General features: G+C 45.5%; 19 protein-coding genes. 11 read left to right on the forward strand and 8 right to left on the reverse strand.

Annotation, left to right across the window (positions count from 1 at the left end):
* The first annotated feature begins 99 nt into the window (after window positions 1-99).
* Together mtnN and btuF are read left to right on the forward strand one after the other, a co-directional pair.
* Window positions 100-798 (forward strand): 5'-methylthioadenosine/S-adenosylhomocysteine nucleosidase, encoded by a 699-nt coding sequence (gene mtnN / locus XBJ1_RS15625; protein WP_012989990.1) that lies wholly within the window; start codon window positions 100-102, stop codon window positions 796-798.
* 31 nt (window positions 799-829) lie between these two features.
* Window positions 830-1,678 (forward strand): vitamin B12 ABC transporter substrate-binding protein BtuF, encoded by an 849-nt coding sequence (gene btuF, locus XBJ1_RS15630; RefSeq protein WP_012989991.1) that lies wholly within the window; start codon window positions 830-832, stop codon window positions 1,676-1,678.
* Between the two features lie 72 nt (window positions 1,679-1,750).
* Here btuF and erpA read toward each other — a convergent pair whose 3' ends face one another.
* Window positions 1,751-2,095 carry an iron-sulfur cluster insertion protein ErpA gene (gene erpA, locus XBJ1_RS15635; protein WP_012989992.1) on the reverse strand — a complete coding sequence of 115 codons (345 nt, stop codon included), beginning with the start codon at window positions 2,093-2,095 and terminating at the stop codon, window positions 1,751-1,753.
* 221 nt (window positions 2,096-2,316) lie between these two features.
* Here erpA and hemL point away from each other — a divergent pair, with 221 nt between their 5' ends.
* The gene (gene hemL, locus XBJ1_RS15640) at window positions 2,317-3,600 is read left to right on the forward strand and encodes a glutamate-1-semialdehyde 2,1-aminomutase (RefSeq protein WP_012989993.1); all 1,284 of its coding nucleotides are present in this window, start codon (window positions 2,317-2,319) and stop codon (window positions 3,598-3,600) included.
* A 446-nt stretch (window positions 3,601-4,046) separates the two neighbouring features.
* Here the strand turns inward: hemL and mrcB are convergent, their stop codons facing one another.
* Complete coding sequence (gene mrcB, locus XBJ1_RS15650; RefSeq protein WP_012989996.1) at window positions 4,047-6,509, reverse strand: bifunctional glycosyl transferase/transpeptidase; 2,463 nt, start codon at window positions 6,507-6,509, stop codon at window positions 4,047-4,049.
* Between the two features lie 53 nt (window positions 6,510-6,562).
* Window positions 6,563-9,028: an ATP-dependent helicase HrpB gene (gene hrpB / locus XBJ1_RS15655; RefSeq protein ID WP_038199289.1), complete on the reverse strand. Its 2,466-nt coding sequence runs from the start codon at window positions 9,026-9,028 to the stop codon at window positions 6,563-6,565.
* A 103-nt stretch (window positions 9,029-9,131) separates the two neighbouring features.
* Here hrpB and sfsA point away from each other — a divergent pair, with 103 nt between their 5' ends.
* From sfsA to panC, 7 genes are all read left to right on the forward strand, one after another.
* Window positions 9,132-9,842, forward strand: coding sequence for a DNA/RNA nuclease SfsA (gene sfsA, locus XBJ1_RS15660; RefSeq protein ID WP_012989998.1), 711 nt, complete (start codon window positions 9,132-9,134; stop codon window positions 9,840-9,842).
* A 196-nt stretch (window positions 9,843-10,038) separates the two neighbouring features.
* Window positions 10,039-10,494, forward strand: a complete 456-nt coding sequence (dksA, locus tag XBJ1_RS15665; RefSeq protein ID WP_012989999.1) for an RNA polymerase-binding protein DksA — start codon at window positions 10,039-10,041, stop codon at window positions 10,492-10,494.
* 35 nt (window positions 10,495-10,529) lie between these two features.
* Window positions 10,530-11,450: a tRNA glutamyl-Q(34) synthetase GluQRS gene (gluQRS, locus tag XBJ1_RS15670; RefSeq protein WP_012990000.1), complete on the forward strand. Its 921-nt coding sequence runs from the start codon at window positions 10,530-10,532 to the stop codon at window positions 11,448-11,450.
* A gap of 293 nt (window positions 11,451-11,743) precedes the next feature.
* On the forward strand, window positions 11,744-13,102 hold the full coding sequence (pcnB, locus tag XBJ1_RS15675) for a polynucleotide adenylyltransferase PcnB (protein WP_230578798.1): 1,359 nt from the start codon (window positions 11,744-11,746) through the stop codon (window positions 13,100-13,102).
* 1 nt (window position 13,103) lies between these two features.
* Complete coding sequence (gene folK / locus XBJ1_RS15680; protein ID WP_012990002.1) at window positions 13,104-13,586, forward strand: 2-amino-4-hydroxy-6-hydroxymethyldihydropteridine diphosphokinase; 483 nt, start codon at window positions 13,104-13,106, stop codon at window positions 13,584-13,586.
* 162 nt (window positions 13,587-13,748) lie between these two features.
* A complete protein-coding gene (gene panB, locus XBJ1_RS15685; protein ID WP_012990004.1) occupies window positions 13,749-14,540 on the forward strand; it encodes a 3-methyl-2-oxobutanoate hydroxymethyltransferase in 792 nt (263 codons plus the stop codon).
* 39 nt (window positions 14,541-14,579) lie between these two features.
* Entirely contained in the window at window positions 14,580-15,437 is an 858-nt protein-coding gene (gene panC, locus XBJ1_RS15690) for a pantoate--beta-alanine ligase (RefSeq protein ID WP_012990005.1), read from the forward strand.
* A gap of 136 nt (window positions 15,438-15,573) precedes the next feature.
* Here panC and XBJ1_RS15695 read toward each other — a convergent pair whose 3' ends face one another.
* Genes XBJ1_RS15695 through XBJ1_RS15705 form a run of 3 tightly spaced genes read right to left on the reverse strand, consistent with a single transcriptional unit; the run spans window position 15,574 to window position 17,948 of the window.
* Window positions 15,574-16,023 (reverse strand): aminotransferase class V-fold PLP-dependent enzyme, encoded by a 450-nt coding sequence (locus XBJ1_RS15695; protein ID WP_158304291.1) that lies wholly within the window; start codon window positions 16,021-16,023, stop codon window positions 15,574-15,576.
* Window positions 16,024-16,036: 13 nt separating this feature from the next.
* A complete protein-coding gene (locus XBJ1_RS15700) occupies window positions 16,037-17,257 on the reverse strand; it encodes an MFS transporter (protein WP_012990007.1) in 1,221 nt (406 codons plus the stop codon).
* Window positions 17,250-17,948 (reverse strand): ATP-grasp domain-containing protein, encoded by a 699-nt coding sequence (locus XBJ1_RS15705; protein ID WP_143827694.1) that lies wholly within the window; start codon window positions 17,946-17,948, stop codon window positions 17,250-17,252. The genes XBJ1_RS15700 and XBJ1_RS15705 overlap by 8 nt, the downstream gene beginning before the upstream one ends.
* Window positions 17,949-18,704: 756 nt before the next feature.
* Between XBJ1_RS15705 and panD the strand changes: the two genes are divergently transcribed.
* Window positions 18,705-19,085, forward strand: coding sequence for an aspartate 1-decarboxylase (gene panD / locus XBJ1_RS15710; RefSeq protein WP_012990010.1), 381 nt, complete (start codon window positions 18,705-18,707; stop codon window positions 19,083-19,085).
* 82 nt (window positions 19,086-19,167) lie between these two features.
* On the opposite strand, the gene XBJ1_RS15715 is transcribed toward panD, so the two are convergent.
* Both XBJ1_RS15715 and XBJ1_RS15720 read right to left on the reverse strand, forming a co-directional pair.
* Window positions 19,168-19,938, reverse strand: coding sequence for an ABC transporter permease (locus tag XBJ1_RS15715; protein WP_012990011.1), 771 nt, complete (start codon window positions 19,936-19,938; stop codon window positions 19,168-19,170).
* Window positions 19,935-20,861, reverse strand: a complete 927-nt coding sequence (locus tag XBJ1_RS15720; protein WP_012990012.1) for an ABC transporter ATP-binding protein — start codon at window positions 20,859-20,861, stop codon at window positions 19,935-19,937. Before XBJ1_RS15720 ends, XBJ1_RS15715 begins: the two co-directional genes overlap by 4 nt.
* Window positions 20,862-20,877 lie beyond the last annotated feature (16 nt).

A 20,877-nucleotide genomic window follows, 5' to 3' on the forward strand; every position in this document is an offset into this window, starting at 1 on the left:
GAATAACCAGTAAACAGTGATTCAATGTTACACTGCCGCATCGAATAAGAGTGCCTTTTCATAGACACTAATCCATTAATTAACCATGAGTATGACACAATGAAAGTAGGTGTAATAGGCGCAATGGAACAAGAAGTAACACTACTGCGTGACCAGATTGAAGGTCTGCAAACTGTGTCGCGGGGCGGATGTGAAATCTACACCGGCAAGCTGAATGGCGTTGACATCGCATTGCTGAAATCCGGCATCGGTAAAGTCTCTTCCGCCCTTGGCACCACCCTGTTGATTGAACATTGCCAGCCAGACATCGTGATTAACACCGGCTCAGCCGGCGGCCTTGACCCTAAACTGAATGTGGGGGATATCGTGGTTTCCGGAGAAGTCCGCTATCACGATGCCGATCTCACTGCCTTTGGTTATGAGCCGGGTCAGATGGCACAATGCCCACCTGCTTTTATCGCCGACAGCCAATTAATTACACTGGCCGAAAAATGCATTAAATCCCTTAACCTGAATGCGGTTCGTGGGCTGATTTGTAGCGGTGATGCTTTTATCAATGGTGCAGAACCTTTGGCGCGTATCCGTGCGACTTTCCCGCAAGTCGCCGCAGTTGAAATGGAAGCGGCAGCTATCGGCCATGTCTGCCACCTGTATCAAATTCCATTCGTGGTGGTTCGTGCCATTTCTGATGTGGCCGATCAGGAATCTCATATCAGCTTTGATGAATTCTTAGTTATCGCTGCCCGTGAATCGACACGGATGGTCAACGCCATGTTGAGCGAACTCAGCCAACATTAGTTAATCAATTAATTGAAGTGGAGCACCGATCATGAAACCTTGGATGAAAATAATCTCACTTAGATCAATCTGGTTATCATTCTCATTCCTGCTCTTCAGTTTTCTGTACAGTGTCAGTGCGCCACTTCACGCCGCAGCCTCTCGTGTTATCAGCCTTGCTCCCTCGACGACCGAACTCGCGTATGCGGCAGGACTGGGCGATCGGCTTGTTGCAGTCAGTGCTTACTCCGATTATCCCGAAGCCGCTAAAAAATTAGAGCAAGTCGCTGATTGGCAAGGCATCAATGTTGAACGCATCATTGCCCTGAAACCCGATCTGATTCTGGCCTGGCGGGGCGGTAATCCCCAGCGTCCGTTAGAACAGCTCGCGGCATTAGGTATCCCGGTTTTTTATTCTGATGTGAAAAAAGTGGAAGATGTTGCAACCGATCTGGAACGGCTGGCTGTCCATAGCCCACGCCCCGATATTGCCAAAAAATCAGCCGCGGATATCCGCCAGACATTCAGCAAATTAAAACAGACCTATGCCACCCCCAATCCCAAGCCGGTGTTTTTACAATTTGGCATGAATCCGATTTTTACTTCATCCGATCACACCATTCAAAGTGAAATCCTATCCGCGTGTGGTGGTAAAAACATCTTTGCTGACAGCACCGTACCGTGGCCGCAAGTCAATCGTGAGCAAGTACTTACACGCAAACCTGAAGTGATTGTGCTGGGAGGAACTGAAGATCAAAAACAGCGCGTGGCGGATTTTTGGCAGCCACAGCTAAATGTCAAGATCATCACTCTGAATGACGATTGGTTCAGCCGTGCAGGGCCACGAATTATTCTGGCGACAGAGCAGCTTTGCCGGGAGCTGAATCTTTCTGGCGGCTAGAGGCCAACGTAGAAAAAAATAAAGGCGGCGCTTAAGCTGCCCTTATTTTTAATAGCAGTATCATATTTTCGATCAGACGCTGAAAGAAGAACCACAACCACAAGTGGTTTTTGCATTCGGGTTAGTAACGATAAAACGGGAACCTTCCAGACCTTCGGTATAATCGACACAGCCCCCCACCAGATATTGCAGGCTCATCGGGTCAACCACCAGCTCAACCCCTTGTTTCTGAATCGTCAGATCACCTTCGTTCATTTGATCATCGAAAGTGAAACCATACTGGAAACCACTACAGCCACCACCTGTAATATAAACCCGCAGACGCAGGTTCGGGTTATCTTCATCAGCAACCAGTACTTTAACTTTATTGGCTGCGGCATCAGTAAACTGCAAAGGCAATGCAGCATCATCGCTCATTTTTTTGCTCCAGACCGGTGTTCCGGTAAAAATTCTCAGAAAGTCGTTTTAAACCTTCTGATCAGTTAGCCGCGATTATCCGATACCTGACTGATTCGTTCAAGTTTTGCTACACAAAGGCAACAAGCTTCTCCATGTCAGGATGATTTGGCTTCCCCATCAGGCTGCTTTAAAATGGCCTCCCCCCTATCTGTACCCTTATTTTTCAGGAGCTTTTATTAATGAACCAGTCCGAAATGCTTTACTCTCAGGCAAAACAGGTGATCCCCGGCGGTGTCAACTCGCCGGTACGCGCCTTTAATGGCGTTGGTGGTACGCCTGTCTTTATCCAACGCGCCGATGGTGCTTACCTTTACGATGTTGATGGCAATGCCTATATCGATTATGTCGGCTCATGGGGGCCAATGGTACTGGGGCACAATCACCCTGCCATTCGCAACGCCGTGATTGAAGCCGCCGAGCGTGGCCTGAGCTTTGGTGCACCAACGGCTGCCGAAGTGGAAATGGCAAAACGAGTGACAGAGTTGGTGCCTTCCATGGATATGGTTCGCATGGTGAACTCCGGTACAGAAGCCACCATGAGTGCCATTCGTCTGGCGCGTGGTTATACCGGGCGCGATAAGATCATCAAATTTGAAGGCTGCTATCACGGCCACGCCGACTGTCTGCTGGTCAAAGCGGGTTCCGGTGCCTTGACTATAGGCCAGCCCAATTCTCCGGGCGTTCCTGCCGATTTCGCCAAACATACCCTGACCTGCGTCTATAATGACCTGAATTCCGTGCGTGAAGCCTTCGAAAAATACCCAGAAGAGATCGCCTGTATCATCGTAGAACCCGTCGCCGGTAACATGAATTGTATTCCTCCACGACCAGAATTTCTGCCGGGTCTGCGTAAGCTGTGTGATGAATTCGGTGCGTTACTGATCATTGATGAAGTGATGACCGGGTTCCGTGTCGCTTTGGGCGGCGCACAAGAGTATTACAACGTTAAACCGGATCTGACGTCCCTCGGCAAAATCATCGGTGGCGGTATGCCAGTGGGTGCATTTGGCGGCCGTCAGGACATCATGGAAAAACTGGCACCAACCGGCCCGGTTTATCAGGCGGGAACCCTCTCAGGTAACCCAATCGCCATGGCTGCGGGTCTGGCTTGCCTGAATGAAGTCGCCCAACCCGGCGTTCACCCGCGTTTGAGCGAACTGACAGACAAATTAGCTTCTGGCCTGAAAAACGCGGCATCAGCAGCAGGCGTTCCTCTGGTGGTTAACCACGTTGGCGGGATGTTCGGTATTTTCTTTACCGACGCAGAAAGCGTGACTTGCTATCAGGATGTCATGGCGTGTGATGTTGAACGCTTCAAGCAATTCTTCCACTTGATGCTGGATGAGGGCGTCTATCTGGCTCCTTCTGCGTTTGAAGCAGGCTTTATGTCCATCGCCCATTCAGATGAAGATATTCAGCGTACCGTTGATGCCGCTGCCCGCTGTTTTGCCAGACTGAATTAAGTCATTCCGTTATCTGTGACGCCACAATCCCGTGGCGTCACATTGGGTAAACATGCCTGCGGCCTATTTCAGGATCTGATAGGCGTCAATAAATATGTTTCATCAACCCATCTCATTAAATCATCTCCCTTTTTACTAAATTATCGAGCGGCACCATGCTTTTGTGCAACACGCCGAAAACCAACAATTGAGTGAGTCCTCACTATTGTACCGTAAATCGGCGGATTTTAATTAGACCCGACTGGGCATCAGGGATTAAATGATAAGTAGACATCAATCGTACTGACCAACTTCTAACTCATCAAAAAAGACATCGCCACTAGTCAGTTTTCCTGCTTCCATATCAACTTTGGCCTGAGCCGCTCTTGCTTGCAATAATTGCAATTTGAGCATTTCGGTCAAAATCTAAACTACCCCCCATCGGAATCGATGGGGGCGATACTCTATTACTGATTAAACATCTCCTGTAGCCAGCCCGGTGCTTCTTCTTTGTTATCCTCAACCGGCTGCGGCGTAGATTGCTGGCATAAACTCTGCGGATCATCTGTCCAGACCGGCAACATCCTGATGCCATTACCAGTACAGTTGAAACTGCCATCTTCGTTGACTGACATATCCACAATGTCTTCCGGTGGACGATTATTCAGTACCAATGGCGTTTCATTTTCCAGATAACGGAGGTAGATCTTCAATGCCCCCGTTGCTCCCGTCAGATTGGTTAGGCCATTATTATCACGCCCTGTCCAGATGATCGCCACTTCCTTACCATCGATGCCGGTAAACCAACTGTCACGCAGATCGTTGGTGGTTCCTGTCTTACCTGCCAGATTGTATTTACCGTATTTTTTCGTCAGCGAACTGCCTGTACCACGAGCCACCACCTGCTGCATACCGTACAGTGTCAGATAAGCCGCCTGTGGAGGCACTGCCCGCTCTGCCTGCGGATAACTCTGGTAAATCACTGTACCATCTTCCGCAAGGATTGAACGCAATGCCGAAAGTTTCGCCCGATTGCCGCCGCTGGCAATGGTCTGGAACTCTTGAGCCATTTCCATCGGCGTCAGGTTGATTGCACCCAGCAGCATGGAAGGAACCTGTTGGATTTCTTTAGCCGGAATTCCGAGTGAGATCAAGGTATTGGTAATGCGATCCAGCCCGATACTCAGTCCCAGACTCACTGTCGGAATATTAATCGAACGAGCCAACGCATCCACCAGCATGACACGTCCACTAAAATTACGGCTGAAATTCCTCGGTTGCCAAGATTTTCCGCCCGACAGAGGTATCGAAATAGGCTCATCCGCCAGCCAAGTATTCATGCGGTATTTATCCGGCTGACTCAGTGCCGTCAAATAAGTCGCAGGTTTGGCAAGAGAACCAATCAGACGGCGTGCATTCAAGGCCCGGTTAAAACCTGCATATCCTGGTTGAGAACCCCCGACCATCGCACGAACTTCACCACTGAAACGGTCAACAACGACCATCGCGCCTTCCAGATCATCTACCTTGCGGGTTTTCCGCAGATCGGCAACGCCCTCTTCCACGGATTTTTCCGCCGCATCCTGTGATACCGGGTCCAGTGTTGTAAAGATTTTCACGCCCGACAGGTTGTTAATCTTATCACCCAGATTTTCCTGTAATTCCTGACGTACCAATTGCATGAAAGCAGGCTGTGGGGTAATCACCCCACTTTTGGATTTCACACCCAGCGGACGGGCGCTCAACAGATCATAAAGCTCCTGATCAATAATTTGCCTGTTCAGGAGGATTTTCAATACCACGTTGCGGCGTTCCAATGCCAGTTTAGGATTGCGCCACGGGTTATACATCGATGCTCCCTTGACCATTCCCACTAACAGCGCCTGTTGATCCAAACTCAGTTCATCAATCGGACGCCCGAAATAATACAGACTGGCCAATGGGAAGCCGTGGATCTGTTCATCGCCGCTCTGCCCCAGAAAAACTTCGTTCAGGTACAGTTCAAGAATGCGATCCTTGCTATAGCGGGCATCCATCAGTAACGCCATGTAAGCTTCATTCGCTTTACGGCTGAAGGTACGTTCATTGGAGAGGAACAGGTTTTTGACCAACTGCTGTGTCAGTGTACTGCCTCCCTGAACCGTACGCCCGGCGGTCAGGTTCGCCAGCACCGCACGGGCAATGGAAAGCGGCCTGACCCCATCGTGTTCATAGAAATAACGATCTTCGGTTTCCAGCAGAGTCTGAACCAGTAAATCCGGAAAACCTGAACGTGGGACAACCAAACGCTGTTCGCCATTCGGCGATTGCATCATCGTAATCAGTTTCGGATCGAGACGGAAGAAACCAAATTGACGCTGGTTCTCCATGTTTTCGATGCTGGCAATATGGTTATCACTGAAGACCAGCCGAGCCTGAATCTGTCCTTCTTTACCGTCAGGGAAATCAAACGGACGGCGCAGCATTTCAATATTGTTGCCCCTGACAACGAACTCACCGGCACGCGTGATTTTGGTCACCTTCCGATACTGCATGCCTTCCAGCAACCGAATCATTTCGTTTTTGCTGTAATTCATGCCCGGTTCAAGGTTGACCATACGCCCATACACCGCAGCAGGTAAATCCCATACTTTCCCATCAATGCGATGGCGAATTTTGTTATCCAGATAAAAACCGTAAATAGCTATGAGCACTGCCAGCACAATAAATATTTTCAACAGCAGCAACCAGAATCCTCGCCATCGACTCCTTGGCGGACGGGGTTTTTTCCCTTTTTTCGTCATGACCTGTTCCTCATCGTCGTTATCAAAATCATTATTTTCATCATTTTCATAGTCATCCTGCCGATGGCGTTTTTTTGCTGGACGCTCACGACGAAGTTCTGGTTTTTTGCCCTTGCGTCCGATTGGCTGACGGTCATCATCAGACATACCGAAATCTCCAAATGTTTATTCAATATAGAAGCCTGACTGCATCAAACCAGTCATATATATTTTTTTACACGCCTTGTCGGCGCTGTGTTAGCAGGATCGTCTGGCCATAAATGTTTGGGATAACGTCCCTTCATCTCTTTTTGCACCTCACGATAAGCCCCCTGCCAGAATGCCGCGAGATCTTGTGTAATCTGTAGTGGACGATGCGCCGGAGATAACAGTTCAACGACCACAGGAACCCGCCCCTTCGCCAATACCGGATTCTGCTGTTCTCCATACATTTCTTGCATTCTGACTGACAGCAAGGGCGGTTTATCGTGGAAATATTGGATGGTAATCCTACTTCCGGTCGGCACAGTGTAATTAGTAGGCAATTCATTATCCAGTATTTGCCGTTGCTGCCAATCAAGCAGAGCCAAAAGAGCACACGACAGCTCAACCTGACGTAATCCCTTCAAATCCCCCACTCCCGCCAACATAGGCAGAAACCATTGCTCGAGGGAATCCAGCAGATTGTCATCATCCACCGCAGGCCACTCAATTTCAGATAGCCATTCTGTTGCCCTTTGCAGCCGGATGCGCAACTGCAATGCTTCCGGCGACCAATTCAACGCCGCCAATCCTTCCTGTCGAATCCAGTTCAGCAGGGATTCCTGTAATTCCGCCTGAGAAGGTTTTGCTAAAAGCTGCGCTTTGACAGTCAAACGCCCGCATTGCAGACGTTTCCATGCTCGCAGAGTGCCCTTACTATCATCCCACTCTACGGCTGTCTGTTCTGTAAACAGGCTCGGATATTGATGAATAATGTGTTCGATGTTCAGCGGGCAAGCGAGCAAGACTCTGGCATCGGGGTTTTTACTGTTTTGCTGCAATGTAGGCGCTATCAGCCACTGCTCTCCTGACAGCGGATCACCCGGTTCCAGTGCCACACCCAAACCATTGGCTATCTGAAAACGCCCAAGATTATCACGGTTTTTAGCAATCCGATCAGGAAATCCCTGTACTAATAGTTCGGGTACAAATGCAGCATTAATCTTTTCTGTGCTGATTTTTTTAGATCCTATTTTTGCAGTCTTGCTCGCAAGATTCCTGATAAGCTGATTAGTGCGCTGCTGCCAATGAGGTTGGTTTGAATTTATCCAATGAGTGAGATCCGGCAGTCCACTGCGGGGAGGCTCTTCCAAGATCGCTACCAGTTTTGCTGCCGTTACCAGCGCCTCATCACTCTGCTCTTTGCCTGCACATAACATAGCCGCCAGACGCGGTTCACTGCCCGCTTCCGCCATTTGCCAGCCACGGGCAGTCAATTGTTGATTATCATCCAGCGTCCCCAATCGCAGCAGCAGCGATTGAGCCACTGCAAGCGCGGGCTGTGGTGGACTGTCCAGCCAGTTCAACTGATTACTGTCACGACATCCCCACTGTAATAGTGAAAGTAGCAGGCTGCTCAGATCTGAATGCAGAATTTCCGGCTCACTGTATTCCGTGGCTCGTTCCGCCTGCTCGCGACTGAATAAATGCCAGCAGACACCTTCTTCCAGCCTTCCTGCCCGCCCAGCCCGTTGTACCATTGACGCCTGGCTGATACGTTGGGTCATCAGTCGGGTCAGGCCACTCTTCGGCTCAAAGCGGCTGGTACGTTCAAGACCGCTATCCACCACCAACCGGATACCTTCAATCGTCAGGCTGGTTTCCGCAATATTGGTGGCCAGCACGACCTTGCGCATTCCTGCTGGCGCGGGTGCTATTGCCTTCCGTTGATCGGATAACGACAACGCGCCGTACAGTGGGCACAATAAAGTATCGTCGTTGATTTTTTGTTCAAGTTGCGCCAACACACGCTGGATTTCACCCGCGCCGGGCAGAAACAGTAACAATGATCCCGTTTCCTGCTGCAATAAACGCAACACTGCCGAAGCCACTGATTGTTCAAAATGCTGATGAATCGGCAACGGATGATAAGATCGTGCTACCGGATAGCGACGACCTTCTGAAACAATCACGGGCGCATCAGGTAATAAAGAAGAAAGACGTTGATTGTCCAGTGTCGCGGACATCACCAGAATACGCAGATCTTCACGCAGACCTTCCTGTACATCCAGCAACAGCGCCAACGCGAGATCGGCCTGTAAACTCCGCTCATGGAATTCATCAAGAATAACCAGAGAAACATCGCTTAATTCAGGATCTTGTTGTAGCATTCGGGTCAAAATACCCTCAGTGACAACTTCAAGGCGTGTAGAGGCACTGACTTTGGTTTCCGCCCTCATCCGATAACCTACCGTCACGCCAACAGGCTCATTCAATTGTTCGGCAAGACGCTCTGCGACACTGCGCGCTGCAAGGCGCCGAGGTTCCAGCATAATAATGCGCCCTGTCAGTTGAGCTTTATTCAGGATCGCCAATGGCAATCCGGTCGATTTTCCTGCCCCTGTGGGTGCATGCAACAATACCTGTTTCGACGTTTTCAACTTAGTTATAACAGAGTCCAAAACGTCATAAATTGGTAATAACAAAGGATCACCCTAACCATTAACTTTCAATGGACGTCATTGTAGCATTCGCTACTTTAATTTCAGTTCATTGATCTTGCCGACCATTAGCGATGAAGGAAAATTTATGGAATTTTCGCCTCCCCTGAAGTCAGCGACCCTAATCCGTCGCTATAAGCGCTTTCTTGCCGATATCCTCACCCCAGAAGGCGAAACGTTGACCATACACTGTGCTAATACCGGAGCAATGACAGGATGCGCGATACCGGGAGATACCGTGTGGTATTCCACATCAGACAATCCCAAACGTAAGTATCCGAATAGCTGGGAGCTGACTCAGACCCAAAATGGGCATTTGATTTGTGTCAATACACTCAGAGCCAACGAATTGGTCTATCAATCCATTGAAAAAAATGCAATTTCAGAATTATCTGACTATGAACAAATCCGCCGTGAAGTGGTCTATGGAAAAGAGAAAAGTCGGATAGATTTATTGTTACAGTCAAAACAGAGAGTTAATTGCTATATTGAAGTCAAATCGGTGACATTGTTGCAGGAAAATAAGGGTTATTTTCCGGACACAGTGACAATTCGAGGGCAAAAACATTTACGTGAGCTATCATTGATAGCACAACAGGGGCAGCGTGCTGTTCTGTTCTTTGCTGTTTTACATTCTGGGATTAGTCAGGTTACGGCAGCAAAACATATTGACCATGATTATGCATGTCTTTTGGAACAAGCATGCAATTCAGGGGTCGAAGTAGTCTGTTACGGGGCCAGTATGACAAAAGACAGGATGGTTCTAAATCGCAAATTACCTTTTTTATCAATAGGATAATTTGTAAACAGAACATACTGATGAGGCAAGTTTTGCAACATATTTAGGCAGTAAACACGGTAGCCTTCACACCATTGCAAAACTAATGGCAGGAACAATTGCCAACCTCGCAGTCATCTGCTATTTATAGCGGCCTATTTTTTTCCCTCCATTGTTGGGGGGGTCGTTTGATAGTGCGTGTGTAAGGAGAAGCATTATGCAAGAAGGGCAAAAACGTAAAACCTCGTCCTTAAGCATTCTCGCCATCGCTGGGGTAGAAGCTTACCAAGAAAAGCCAGGCGAAGAATACATGAACGATGCCCAGTTAACGCATTTCAAGCTGATTCTGGAAGCATGGCGCAATCAACTCAGGGATGAAGTAGACCGTACTGTATCTCATATGCAAGATGAGGCAGCGAACTTCCCTGATCCAGTTGACCGTGCGGCGCAAGAAGAAGAATTCAGTCTTGAACTACGTAATCGGGATCGTGAACGTAAGTTGATCAAAAAGATCGAAAAAACGCTGAAAAAAGTCGAAGATGACGATTTCGGCTATTGTGAGTCCTGTGGGGTTGAAATCGGCATCCGCCGTTTAGAAGCTCGCCCGACAGCTGACTTATGTATTGACTGTAAAACGTTGGCCGAAATTCGCGAAAAGCAAATGGCTGGCTGACCGGCAGGGCTGAGTACGGCGCTGAATGGCGCCGTATGCTCCCTTATATTGCTCCTGATATGACTCAATCTGAACATTCCGCATTATATATCGGGCGTTTCGCTCCGTCCCCTTCCGGTGATCTCCACTTCGGTTCCCTAGTAACTGCTCTCGGCAGTTACCTACAGGCGCATGCCTGCCATGGCAAATGGCTGGTGCGCATTGATGACATAGATCCCCCAAGAGAAGTTCCCGGATCCGCCAGCCGGATATTGCAGTCCCTTGAGCATTATGGTCTTTGCTGGGATGGTGAGGTGCTGTATCAATCCCAGCGCCATGAAACCTATCGGGCAATACTCGCTCAGTTGCAACAACAGGGAAACAGCTATTACTGCACCTGTACCCGCCAGCGCATTCAACAATTGGGCGGGTTTTATGACGATCATTGCCGGCATTTACATTTGCTTGCTGACAATGCTGCTGTTCGCTTGAAACAACGCCATCCAATTTATGGCTTTCACGATAAATTGCAGGGTTACATCACTGTTCCTGCTAAAATGGCAGAAGAAGACTTCACCATTTATCGCAAAGACGGTTTATTCGCTTATAATCTTGTCGTTGTTGTTGATGATAACCATCAAGGCGTGACTGAAATTGTCAGAGGAGCGGATTTGATTAAACCCACGGTTCGCCAGCTATCACTGTATCAGAACCTGAATTTTGCGATTCCAGATTATGTGCATTTACCCCTCGTTCTCAATCAAGAGGGAAATAAGCTCTCTAAGCAAAATCATGCCCAGCCGATCCCATTGGATGATCCACGGCCATTACTTATTGATGCGTTATCATTTTTGAACCAACCCACCATTGCAGGCTGGCAAGATCTCACGACAGATCAGGTGCTGCGGCAAGCTATCGTCGGTTGGAATATAAACCCTGTTCCGCAGAAAAACATAACCTATCGCCAATTCAAATAAAGTGTTTCTATTGGCTCTGCAAGCATTCTCAAAGAATGTCCAGTAAGTTATGATTAGCGGCTGTTTTTTGCTTTAATATTACTTAGTCACTATCGAGGTGTACCATTTTTAACCGAGTAGCAACTTTCTGCCGTAATTTGATGATCCGCGAAAACAAAACAAAACGCGACACACAGGCAGCCAGTGAAAGGCCAGTCACCGTATCTGACCATACTGCTCAAATAGAGAGCAGAACTCTGCCTAAACATCGCAGAGAACATCACTCATCTTCATCAAATGCTGATAACGCCGCAATGAAGAAAAAATCCGTAAAGGCTAAGCCTTCTACCCCCCCGATCACGGTGCTCCCTCGGGATCAGCACCCAATTTCACGTAAAGACATCAGTGACAATGCCCTGAAGGTTTTGTATCGCCTGAATAAATCAGGTTTTCAAGCCTATCTGGTCGGTGGTGGTGTTCGTGATTTATTGCTGCACAAAAAACCCAAAGATTTCGATATCGCAACGAATGCCACACCAGAGCAGGTACGCAAACTCTTCCGTAACTGTCGGCTTGTGGGTCGCCGTTTCCGCCTTGCTCATATTATGTTTGGGCCAGATGTGATTGAAGTCGCCACTTTCCGTGGGTCACACGAGCAAGTTGAATCCAATGACCGGAATCAGTCACAAAAAGCGCAAAGCGGAATGTTGCTGCGCGATAATATCTTCGGTTCGGTCGAAGAAGATGCCGTTCGCCGCGATTTCACCATCAATAGCCTCTATTATGGCATTGAAGATTTCGCCTTGCGGGATTATGTCGGCGGAATGGCTGACCTGCAAGCTGGGATCATTCGCCTGATTGGTGATCCGGAAACCCGTTACCGTGAAGATCCTGTCCGTATGCTGCGCGCAGTCCGTTTTGCCAGCAAACTTGACATGACCATCGAGAAAACCACTGCCGAACCGATCCCGCAGCTTGCCTTTCTGTTGAAGGATATTCCCTCCGCACGCTTGTTCGAAGAATCCCTGAAACTATTACAGTCGGGGCATGGCTACAGCACCTATAAACTGCTGCGCGAGTACAATCTGTTCCAACTGCTATTCCCGATGATGCAGCGCGGTTTCACTCCAAACAGTGACTCACCGCTGGAAAAACTACTGGAACAGGTGCTGAAAAATACCGATTATCGGCTCCAGAACGACAAACGTGTCAATCCGGCCTTCTTATTCGCGGCCATGTTGTGGTATCCGTTGATTGAACATGCAGAGAAACTGTCTCAGGAAGGTGGTTTACCGTATTACGATGCCTTTGCTCTCGCAATGAATGACATTCTTGATGAGCAGTGCGGTTCTATTGCCATTCCGAAGCGCCATACCACGACCATGCGTGACATTTGGTTATTGCAGCTTCGTCTGCCACGCCGTCAGGGAAAACGCGCGAATAAGCTGATGGAGCATCCGAAGTTCCGAGCTGCGTATGATTTATTGGAATTACGCGCCAGCGTTGAACCACGACATGAACTGAAAGAGTTGGTACTGTGGTGGTCAGAATTCCAACAGGCGACAGCGCCTCAACAGCGTGGCATGATATCAGAACTGGGCACCGACCCCGTTCGTCGCAGAACACGTCCCCGCCGTAGCAGCCGGCCTCGTCAGTTCAAGGACAACGGTTGACATGGCACGGGTTTACATCGCCATTGGCAGTAATCTGGCTGATCCCTTGCAGCAAGTCGATAATGCACTTGCTGCCCTGCATGTGATCCCTGACACAAGCTTTGTTATGCGATCCTCTTTTTATCGTAGCAAACCGATGGGGCCACAAGATCAGCCTGATTACCTCAACCTTGCCGTTGCACTGGAAACCAAGCTGCAACCAGAAGCATTGCTCGATCACACTCAAGCCATTGAGCTGGCACAAGGGCGTATCCGCAAAGATGAGCGCTGGGGGCCGAGAACACTCGATCTGGATATCATGCTGTTTGGCGATTGCATTATTAAGACTGAGCGCCTGACTGTTCCCCATTACGGCTTAAAACAGCGCGAGTTTATGCTTTATCCGCTTGCAGAAATTGCGCCGGATCTTGTATTCCCAGATGGAGAAACACTGGCAGCACGATTAAAACATGTTCCAGAAAATGGCCTGACGTTTTGGTTGTAGCACGGATAGCCGGATTTATCGTTGTAACACGCCGTTTTATGAAGGAAAAGTTATTCAATATCTCATACAGCCGTGGCCGATTTTTGGATAATCAGGGCCTGTCCCATTGAGGTTCAAAAGTGATGCTCAATGGGACAGGCCCTAACTATTCAGGAGATAACAATGAAACCAACAACCCTGACTGATCTGAGTCAGTTAAAAAAAGAGAAACGCAAGTTCGCTACAATCACAGCTTACGATGCCAGTTTTGCCCACCTTTTTGCCGAACAAGGCATCAACGTCATGCTTATCGGCGATTCACTCGGCATGACTTTACAAGGACTTGACTCGACCTTACCTGTCACGGTTGAAGATATTGCCTACCACACCCGCTGCGTCCGTGCTGGTGCCCCTCACTCTTTCCTGATCTCAGACATGCCTTTCATGAGTTACGCCACTCCAGAGCAGAGTTTTAGCAGTGCTGCGACATTGATGCGTTCCGGGGCTAATATGGTAAAAATTGAAGGCGGAAGCTGGCTGTGTGAGGCGGTCAATATGCTGACCGAGCGTGCCGTGCCAGTGTGTGGTCATTTGGGGCTGACGCCGCAATCAGTCAATATTTTCGGTGGCTATAAAGTGCAGGGTCGTGATGAAACTTCCGCCCAACAATTGCTTAACGATGCGATAGCTTTGGAAAAAGCAGGTATGCAGCTACTGGTGCTGGAGTGTGTGCCGACAGCATTAGGCCAGCGAGTGAGCGAAGCGCTGGAAATTCCGGTCATTGGTATTGGCGCGGGCAATCTCACTGACGGTCAGATTCTGGTCATGCACGATGCCTTAGGCATCACCGCCAGACCACCTAAATTTGCCAAAGATTTCCTCAAAGAAACCGGCAACATACGGGATGCCATCCGCCTGTATATCGAGCAGGTAGAAAGTGGTGCCTATCCCGGTCAAGCACATTCATTCAAATAATTATTCCCCGGCATGACGGCCAATTAAAGGAGTAGAGCAATGCTGATTATAGAAACAATCCCCATTTTACGCCGTGAAATCCGCCGCTGGCATCAGGCAGGCAAACGTATTGCCTTTGTACCAACTATGGGTAATCTGCATGATGGCCATATGTCATTGGTGGACACCGCCAGAGCACAGGCTGACGTAGTTATCGTCAGTATTTTTGTCAATCCCATGCAGTTTGAACATGAAGATGATTTGGTCAATTATCCACGAACCCTACAGGAAGACTGCGAAAAACTGAGCCATCGCAAGGTCGAACTGGTCTTTGCTCCCAATGCAAATGAAATGTATCCGAATGGCTCTAACAGCAGCCAGACTTTCGTCGAAGTACCAGATCTTTCTTATCTGCTTGAAGGTGCTAACCGTCCGGGGCATTTCCGTGGTGTCACCACCGTTGTCAGCAAACTGTTCAATCTGATTCAACCCGATCTCGTTTATTTCGGAGAAAAAGATTTCCAGCAAGTGCAGATTATCCGCAAGATCATTGCTGATATGGCTTACGATATTACGTTGGTTTCCGTTCCCATCGTCCGTGAAAAAAGTGGGTTGGCACTGAGTTCCCGCAATAATCTTTTATCGGCTGAAGAGAAAAAAATTGCTCCGGTATTACATCAGATCATGCAGTGTATTGCAGAAAAGCTGACGCATGGAGAACGAGCGACCGAACAGTTGCTCGAACTGGCATCGACACATTTGCGTGAAGAAGGCTTTATGCCGGATGAGTTATTTATCCGTGATGCAGAAAACTTGACTCCTCTGACGTTGCAAAGTAAAAAAGCCGTGATCCTAATGGCAGCCTGGTTAGGGCAAGTACGCTTAATTGACAATCAGCAAGTCGATTTGGTTGGCTGATTTTAGTGAAGGGATGTGTGTGTTAGTGGAGCCGTAACATGATGCACATATCCCTGAGGCCATGGCTTCAATTTACTGATAATGGTGAAGGTTTAAATAATACCCACACTCACACCGTGAGTAAAAAAATAAAATTTTAATTTTCATTGTTGAAATTACTATCATCAATCCTTATTTTTAATGAATTATTGAAACCACAAATAGAAACATTATCAGATAAATTATTTTTCATCCATTCTAAATCAGGAGTAAAGTTTAAAGTTGACGGAACTCGTCGTAGTTTTACATTATATTTATTGGATAAAAATGAGAAATATATTATATTGGCTGCATATTCTGAATCACTAACCCATACTTCCGAATTTTCTTTAACACGTAACATCCTAATAATATTAATCCATGCATCTGTAGCACTTGTAAACAATACCACATCTTCTGGTTCACAATTATTATAAACATCGTGATTTAAAATAGATTCACTTTTCAATTCAGCTTCATAAGTTCCCATTTTAAATTCAGAAAACAAATAATCTTTCATAATCTCATAAGTTGAGGGGCGAATAACTCCAGAACCAGCAGTATTCATATGAACTATCATATTAAGCATTATTCTTCCATAAAGTTTTACTTTTCTTTATACATACCAAAAAAGCAGAAATAAATAATAAAACAAATCCAACAAACAACCATGGAGAAATAAATTCATTTTCCATCATATAAAAAGCAATAGAAGGTGTTATCATCACTCCTATATTTACCCCAGCAGAATAAAAGCCTAGATTTCTATCAACATTTTCACTGGAAGAAATACCACTAACATAGTGTGTTATAGATGGAAATATTATCATCTCTCCCAAAGACCATAATATGGTAGCCATTATAAGAATAATAGCACTATTAATATCAATCATTAATGAAAATCCTCCTCCCGCTAATAAAAGCCCCAGAATTAATGAAAGCCTACTGTTTACATTATTCATTTTTTTATTAATAGGAAGCTCAAATAAAATAACTAAAAAAGCATTAACAAAGAAAATAACACCGACAAAATAACTTGGAAATGATGTATAGTTAATGATATATGCAGAAAGAAATGTCGGAGGAAGTGCATATGCAATATGCACAGGCAAAACTGAAGAAAGAATAACAATCAATCTTGGATAATGATATTTTTTATCCTCTATAACTTCACATTCTTTTTTTATGCAATCATTTCCATCAAGACTGCCAAGAGAGTTATTAATATTTTCTTTAGATTTCATGGATAAAAGATAAAAAATAAGCGAGAAAAAAGTAAAAATAGAATTAACAAAAAAAACAAGTATAGGATGAACAGAAAATATAATGCCTCCTACAAGAGGCCCAATAGCCATACCTATATTTATAGCAAGTCTATTACATGAAAATGCAATCTTCCTCGAAGAAGAATCTGAATGTGTAACAGTTTCAGAGTATGCTGCTGGAGTAAAAGATTCGTAACTAATTCCCCACAGGAAAGAAAATGCAATTATTGTGTAATAATAATCCAAAAAAGGAATAAGAAATAATATAATTGATGTAAATAACAATGAGAACACAATAACTTTATTAGAGCCAAAATTTTTAATGAAATATCCTATAATAACATCACAAAGTAGAGCTCCTGCACCAAAAACACCAACTAATACACCTGCCTGAATTGCATTTAATGATTTTTCCTGTATAAGATAAGCAGCAAAAAACGGGAACCCCATGGTCCCCATTCTGAATGAAAGAGTTACAAAAAACAGAGATCGAAGTTTTACGTTCAATCCGCGGATAGTTGCTATTGTATCAAACATTTAACTCATATACTCCATCTTTAATAGAATCAATATTTTTACAATCACTTTCTATAGCAGTTATCTCATCAGAAAAAATAAATATTCTTAGGGGGCTTGATAGAAGATCTATGGTTGGAGTTATCTTTCTACCAATGCCATATTTTACACTTAATTTAAAAACCGTGTTCAACTCTTTTATTTCATTCACTATTTTTTCATTAATAGCTGATATTACTCCATCAAGTTTCGTTGATGTATTTAAAACACATGCCTCTTTTAATTTACTATATTTTTTCCCGGAAAAATTTTTAATAAATCTATCAGGTGAGCAATAAGAAATATAAGTGATTCTCGCCTGGTTATTACCTAATACAATATCATGAAAATCAGGTTCCATATTTCCATTTAGACGAGCTCCTACTTCTACCAACACAGGGCCTTCATTAGTCAATATAATTTCCGCATGAGCTGGACCATTCATTATACCTAGTGAAGGTAGTATCTTATAGATATAGTCAATAAGCAATTTTGCCTCATAGGAATTTTCATCAATCAATACATCTCTATCATAGATTTTCTTTCCTCCATAAACAATTTTTTTAACATATTTCCATATTCCACAAATATAAACATGACCATTACAACTTACTGTATCAACTATATACTCATCACCATCAAGGAAAGATTGAACTAATATTTCTTTATCTATTAATAATGATGGCTATATAACTCTTTGTTTTTATTTATTAAATAAAGATCATCAAACGCTTGATAAATATTTTCAGGATGCTCTGCCAAGCGATGCATAAATCATACCCAAAGATTGGCAATATATTTATTTACACAAAAAACTTATAGCTTATTTTTACTAATAAATACAATTTCATCGTGAAAATTAAACTAATAGTTATAGTTCAATAAATAAATATCATTTCCAATATACATAATAAATACTATAATATGTTTATAGTTTCATTGCTAAACATTAAATATTGATTATCATATTATTGATTGAATACAAAAATAAAATAACAAACAAATTACACAAACACAACAAATGACACATAAAAAAAATAACACTTTTATTTTATAATGTGCATTATTTTAAAAATGGGTACAGAGGAAACTTTTACCTACTCCTCCTTTCTGGTTGGCAAAACTGATTATTTTTGCCATACCCACCTCAATCCAAATTTTCGACTGTTTTTCTTATAGGGAATGGCAGGCGTTACACCTTGTTTCACACGGTAAAGGACAGCCGTCCATCACCTTCACGTAAGATGCCACCAAAAACCTGCGGCCTTGAGCCACTATCCCTTACAAAGGGTATTACCGGGAGGTGGGTTCGGCTCAAAAAAACTGCTAGTCGCATTTTGGTGTTTTTTTGACAACCTGATATAGTCATTCCTTCCGTGTCCTGTCTTTCTTCTGCAGATACGGCATCATCAATTTAGGAGCAACAAACATGTTACGCACCATGCTACAGGGGAAACTACATCGAGTAAAAGTGACGCAGGCCGATCTTCATTACGAAGGTTCCTGTGCCATCGATCAAAATTTTATGGATGCAGCCGGCATTCTGGAATATGAAGCGATTGATATTTATAACGTTGATAATGGAGAACGATTCTCAACTTATGCAATTGCCGCTGAACGTGGTTCCAGAATCATCTCCGTAAACGGTGCCGCAGCACGTCGGGCGGCGGTAGGCGATAAGCTGATTATTTGTTCATATGTCCAAATTGCTGATGAGCTGACTAAATTTCACAAACCCAAAGTAGCTTATTTTGACGGTGATAATGTGATGAGCCGGCTGGCAAAAGCGGTTCCCGTTCAGGTTGCATAACCGTTCCCACCAACGACCGACTCACTATTGCGCCACTCCGCCGTTGTTTACGGCGGAGCGTTATATTTACAAATTCTTGTTTTTAGGTTCTCAGCCCTCGCCCTGACTCGATCAAATACCAAGCCAACAGATAAAAAACAAAGATAAATATACCGAGCATACCTAACGTCATCGTCAGAGAAACATCAGTAATACCAAGAAAACCGTAGCGGAAGCCGCTGATCATGTAAACGATCGGGTTGAGTTTGGATACTAGCTGCCAGAATTCAGGCAGCAGGGTCAGGGAATAGAATACACCGCCCAAATAAGTCAAAGGCGTCAGAACAAAAGTCGGAATGATGCTGATGTCATCGAACGTTTTTGCATAAATGGCATTCAATAACCCTGCCAGAGAAAACACTATGGATGTTGTCAGCAAGGTGATCACCACCATACTCCATGAGTGGATCTGCACAGGTACGAATAATTGGGAAACCAGTGTCACCAAAATACCAACGCATACTCCACGGGCAACCCCACCGCCAACAAATCCAGCAATAATGATATGGGTTGGCACGGGAGCGACCAGCACTTCTTCAATGCTCCCCTGAAATTTAGCACCAAAGAAGGAGGAGGAAACGTTAGCATATGAGTTGGTGATCACAGACATCATAATCAGCCCTGGAACAATGAACTGCATGTAACTGAATCCACCCATCTCACCAATACGGGAACCAACCAGATTGCCGAATATGACGAAATAGAGGGACATCGTGATCACCGGAGGCAATAAGGTTTGTACCCAAATACGACCAAAGCGGGTTATTTCTTTCATCCAGAGGGTTTTTAGCGCTACCCAGTACAGTTGAATCATTGATTCGCTCCTTGATTATTATTGGTCAACCCAACAAACAGCTCTTCCAGACGATTCGCTTTGTTGCGCATACTGCTGATTTGAATACCCTGCATGCTCAGTTGGGAAAACAGATCATTCAATCCCTGACCACGCTTGACATCCACTTCCAGCGTTACCGCATCGACCAGACGATAATCATAACCCTCAACGACAGGCATCACACCTCTGGGCGTTAAGTCGAGCAAAAACGTTTCGCGTTCTAATTGGCTGAGTAGATCTTTCATACTGGTATTTTCCACCAGTTCGCCATATTGAATAATGCCGATATTACGGCAAAGCATTTCAGCCTCTTCCAGATAGTGAGTAGTCAAGATGATGGTGGTTCCCTGCGCATTCAAAGCCTTCAGAAACTCCCACATGGAGCGTCTCAGTTCAATATCGACCCCCGCCGTCGGCTCATCAAGGATCAGCAACTTCGGCTGGTGCATCAGAGCACGGACAATCATCAGGCGGCGCTTCATTCCTCCTGACAGCCGATTCGCCCGTTCGTTACGTTTTTCCCATAGATCCAGTTGGGACAGATAGGTTTCTGCTCTGCTATACGCTACATTGCGGGGTACGCCGTAATATCCCGCCTGATTCAGTACAATCTGAATCACAGTTTCAAATGGGTTGAAATTAAACTCCTGCGGAACAAGCCCCAGTTGCCGTTTAGCATTGACGAGATCCGTGTCAATATCGTAACCAAACACTTTGATCTTACCGCTGCTCTTATTGACTAAAGAACTAATGATACCAATAGTAGTCGATTTCCCTGCACCATTCGGTCCCAACAGGGCGTAGAAATCGCCTTCTTCGACACGTAAATCAATCCCACGCAACGCCTTCACACCACCTGCATAGGTTTTCGTAAGCTGAGTCAATTCCAATGCATAAGCCATAAGTAAAAACACCTTT

The organism is Xenorhabdus bovienii SS-2004, from assembly GCF_000027225.1.
In the GTDB taxonomy this organism is placed as follows: Bacteria; Pseudomonadota; Gammaproteobacteria; order Enterobacterales; family Enterobacteriaceae; genus Xenorhabdus; species Xenorhabdus bovienii_C.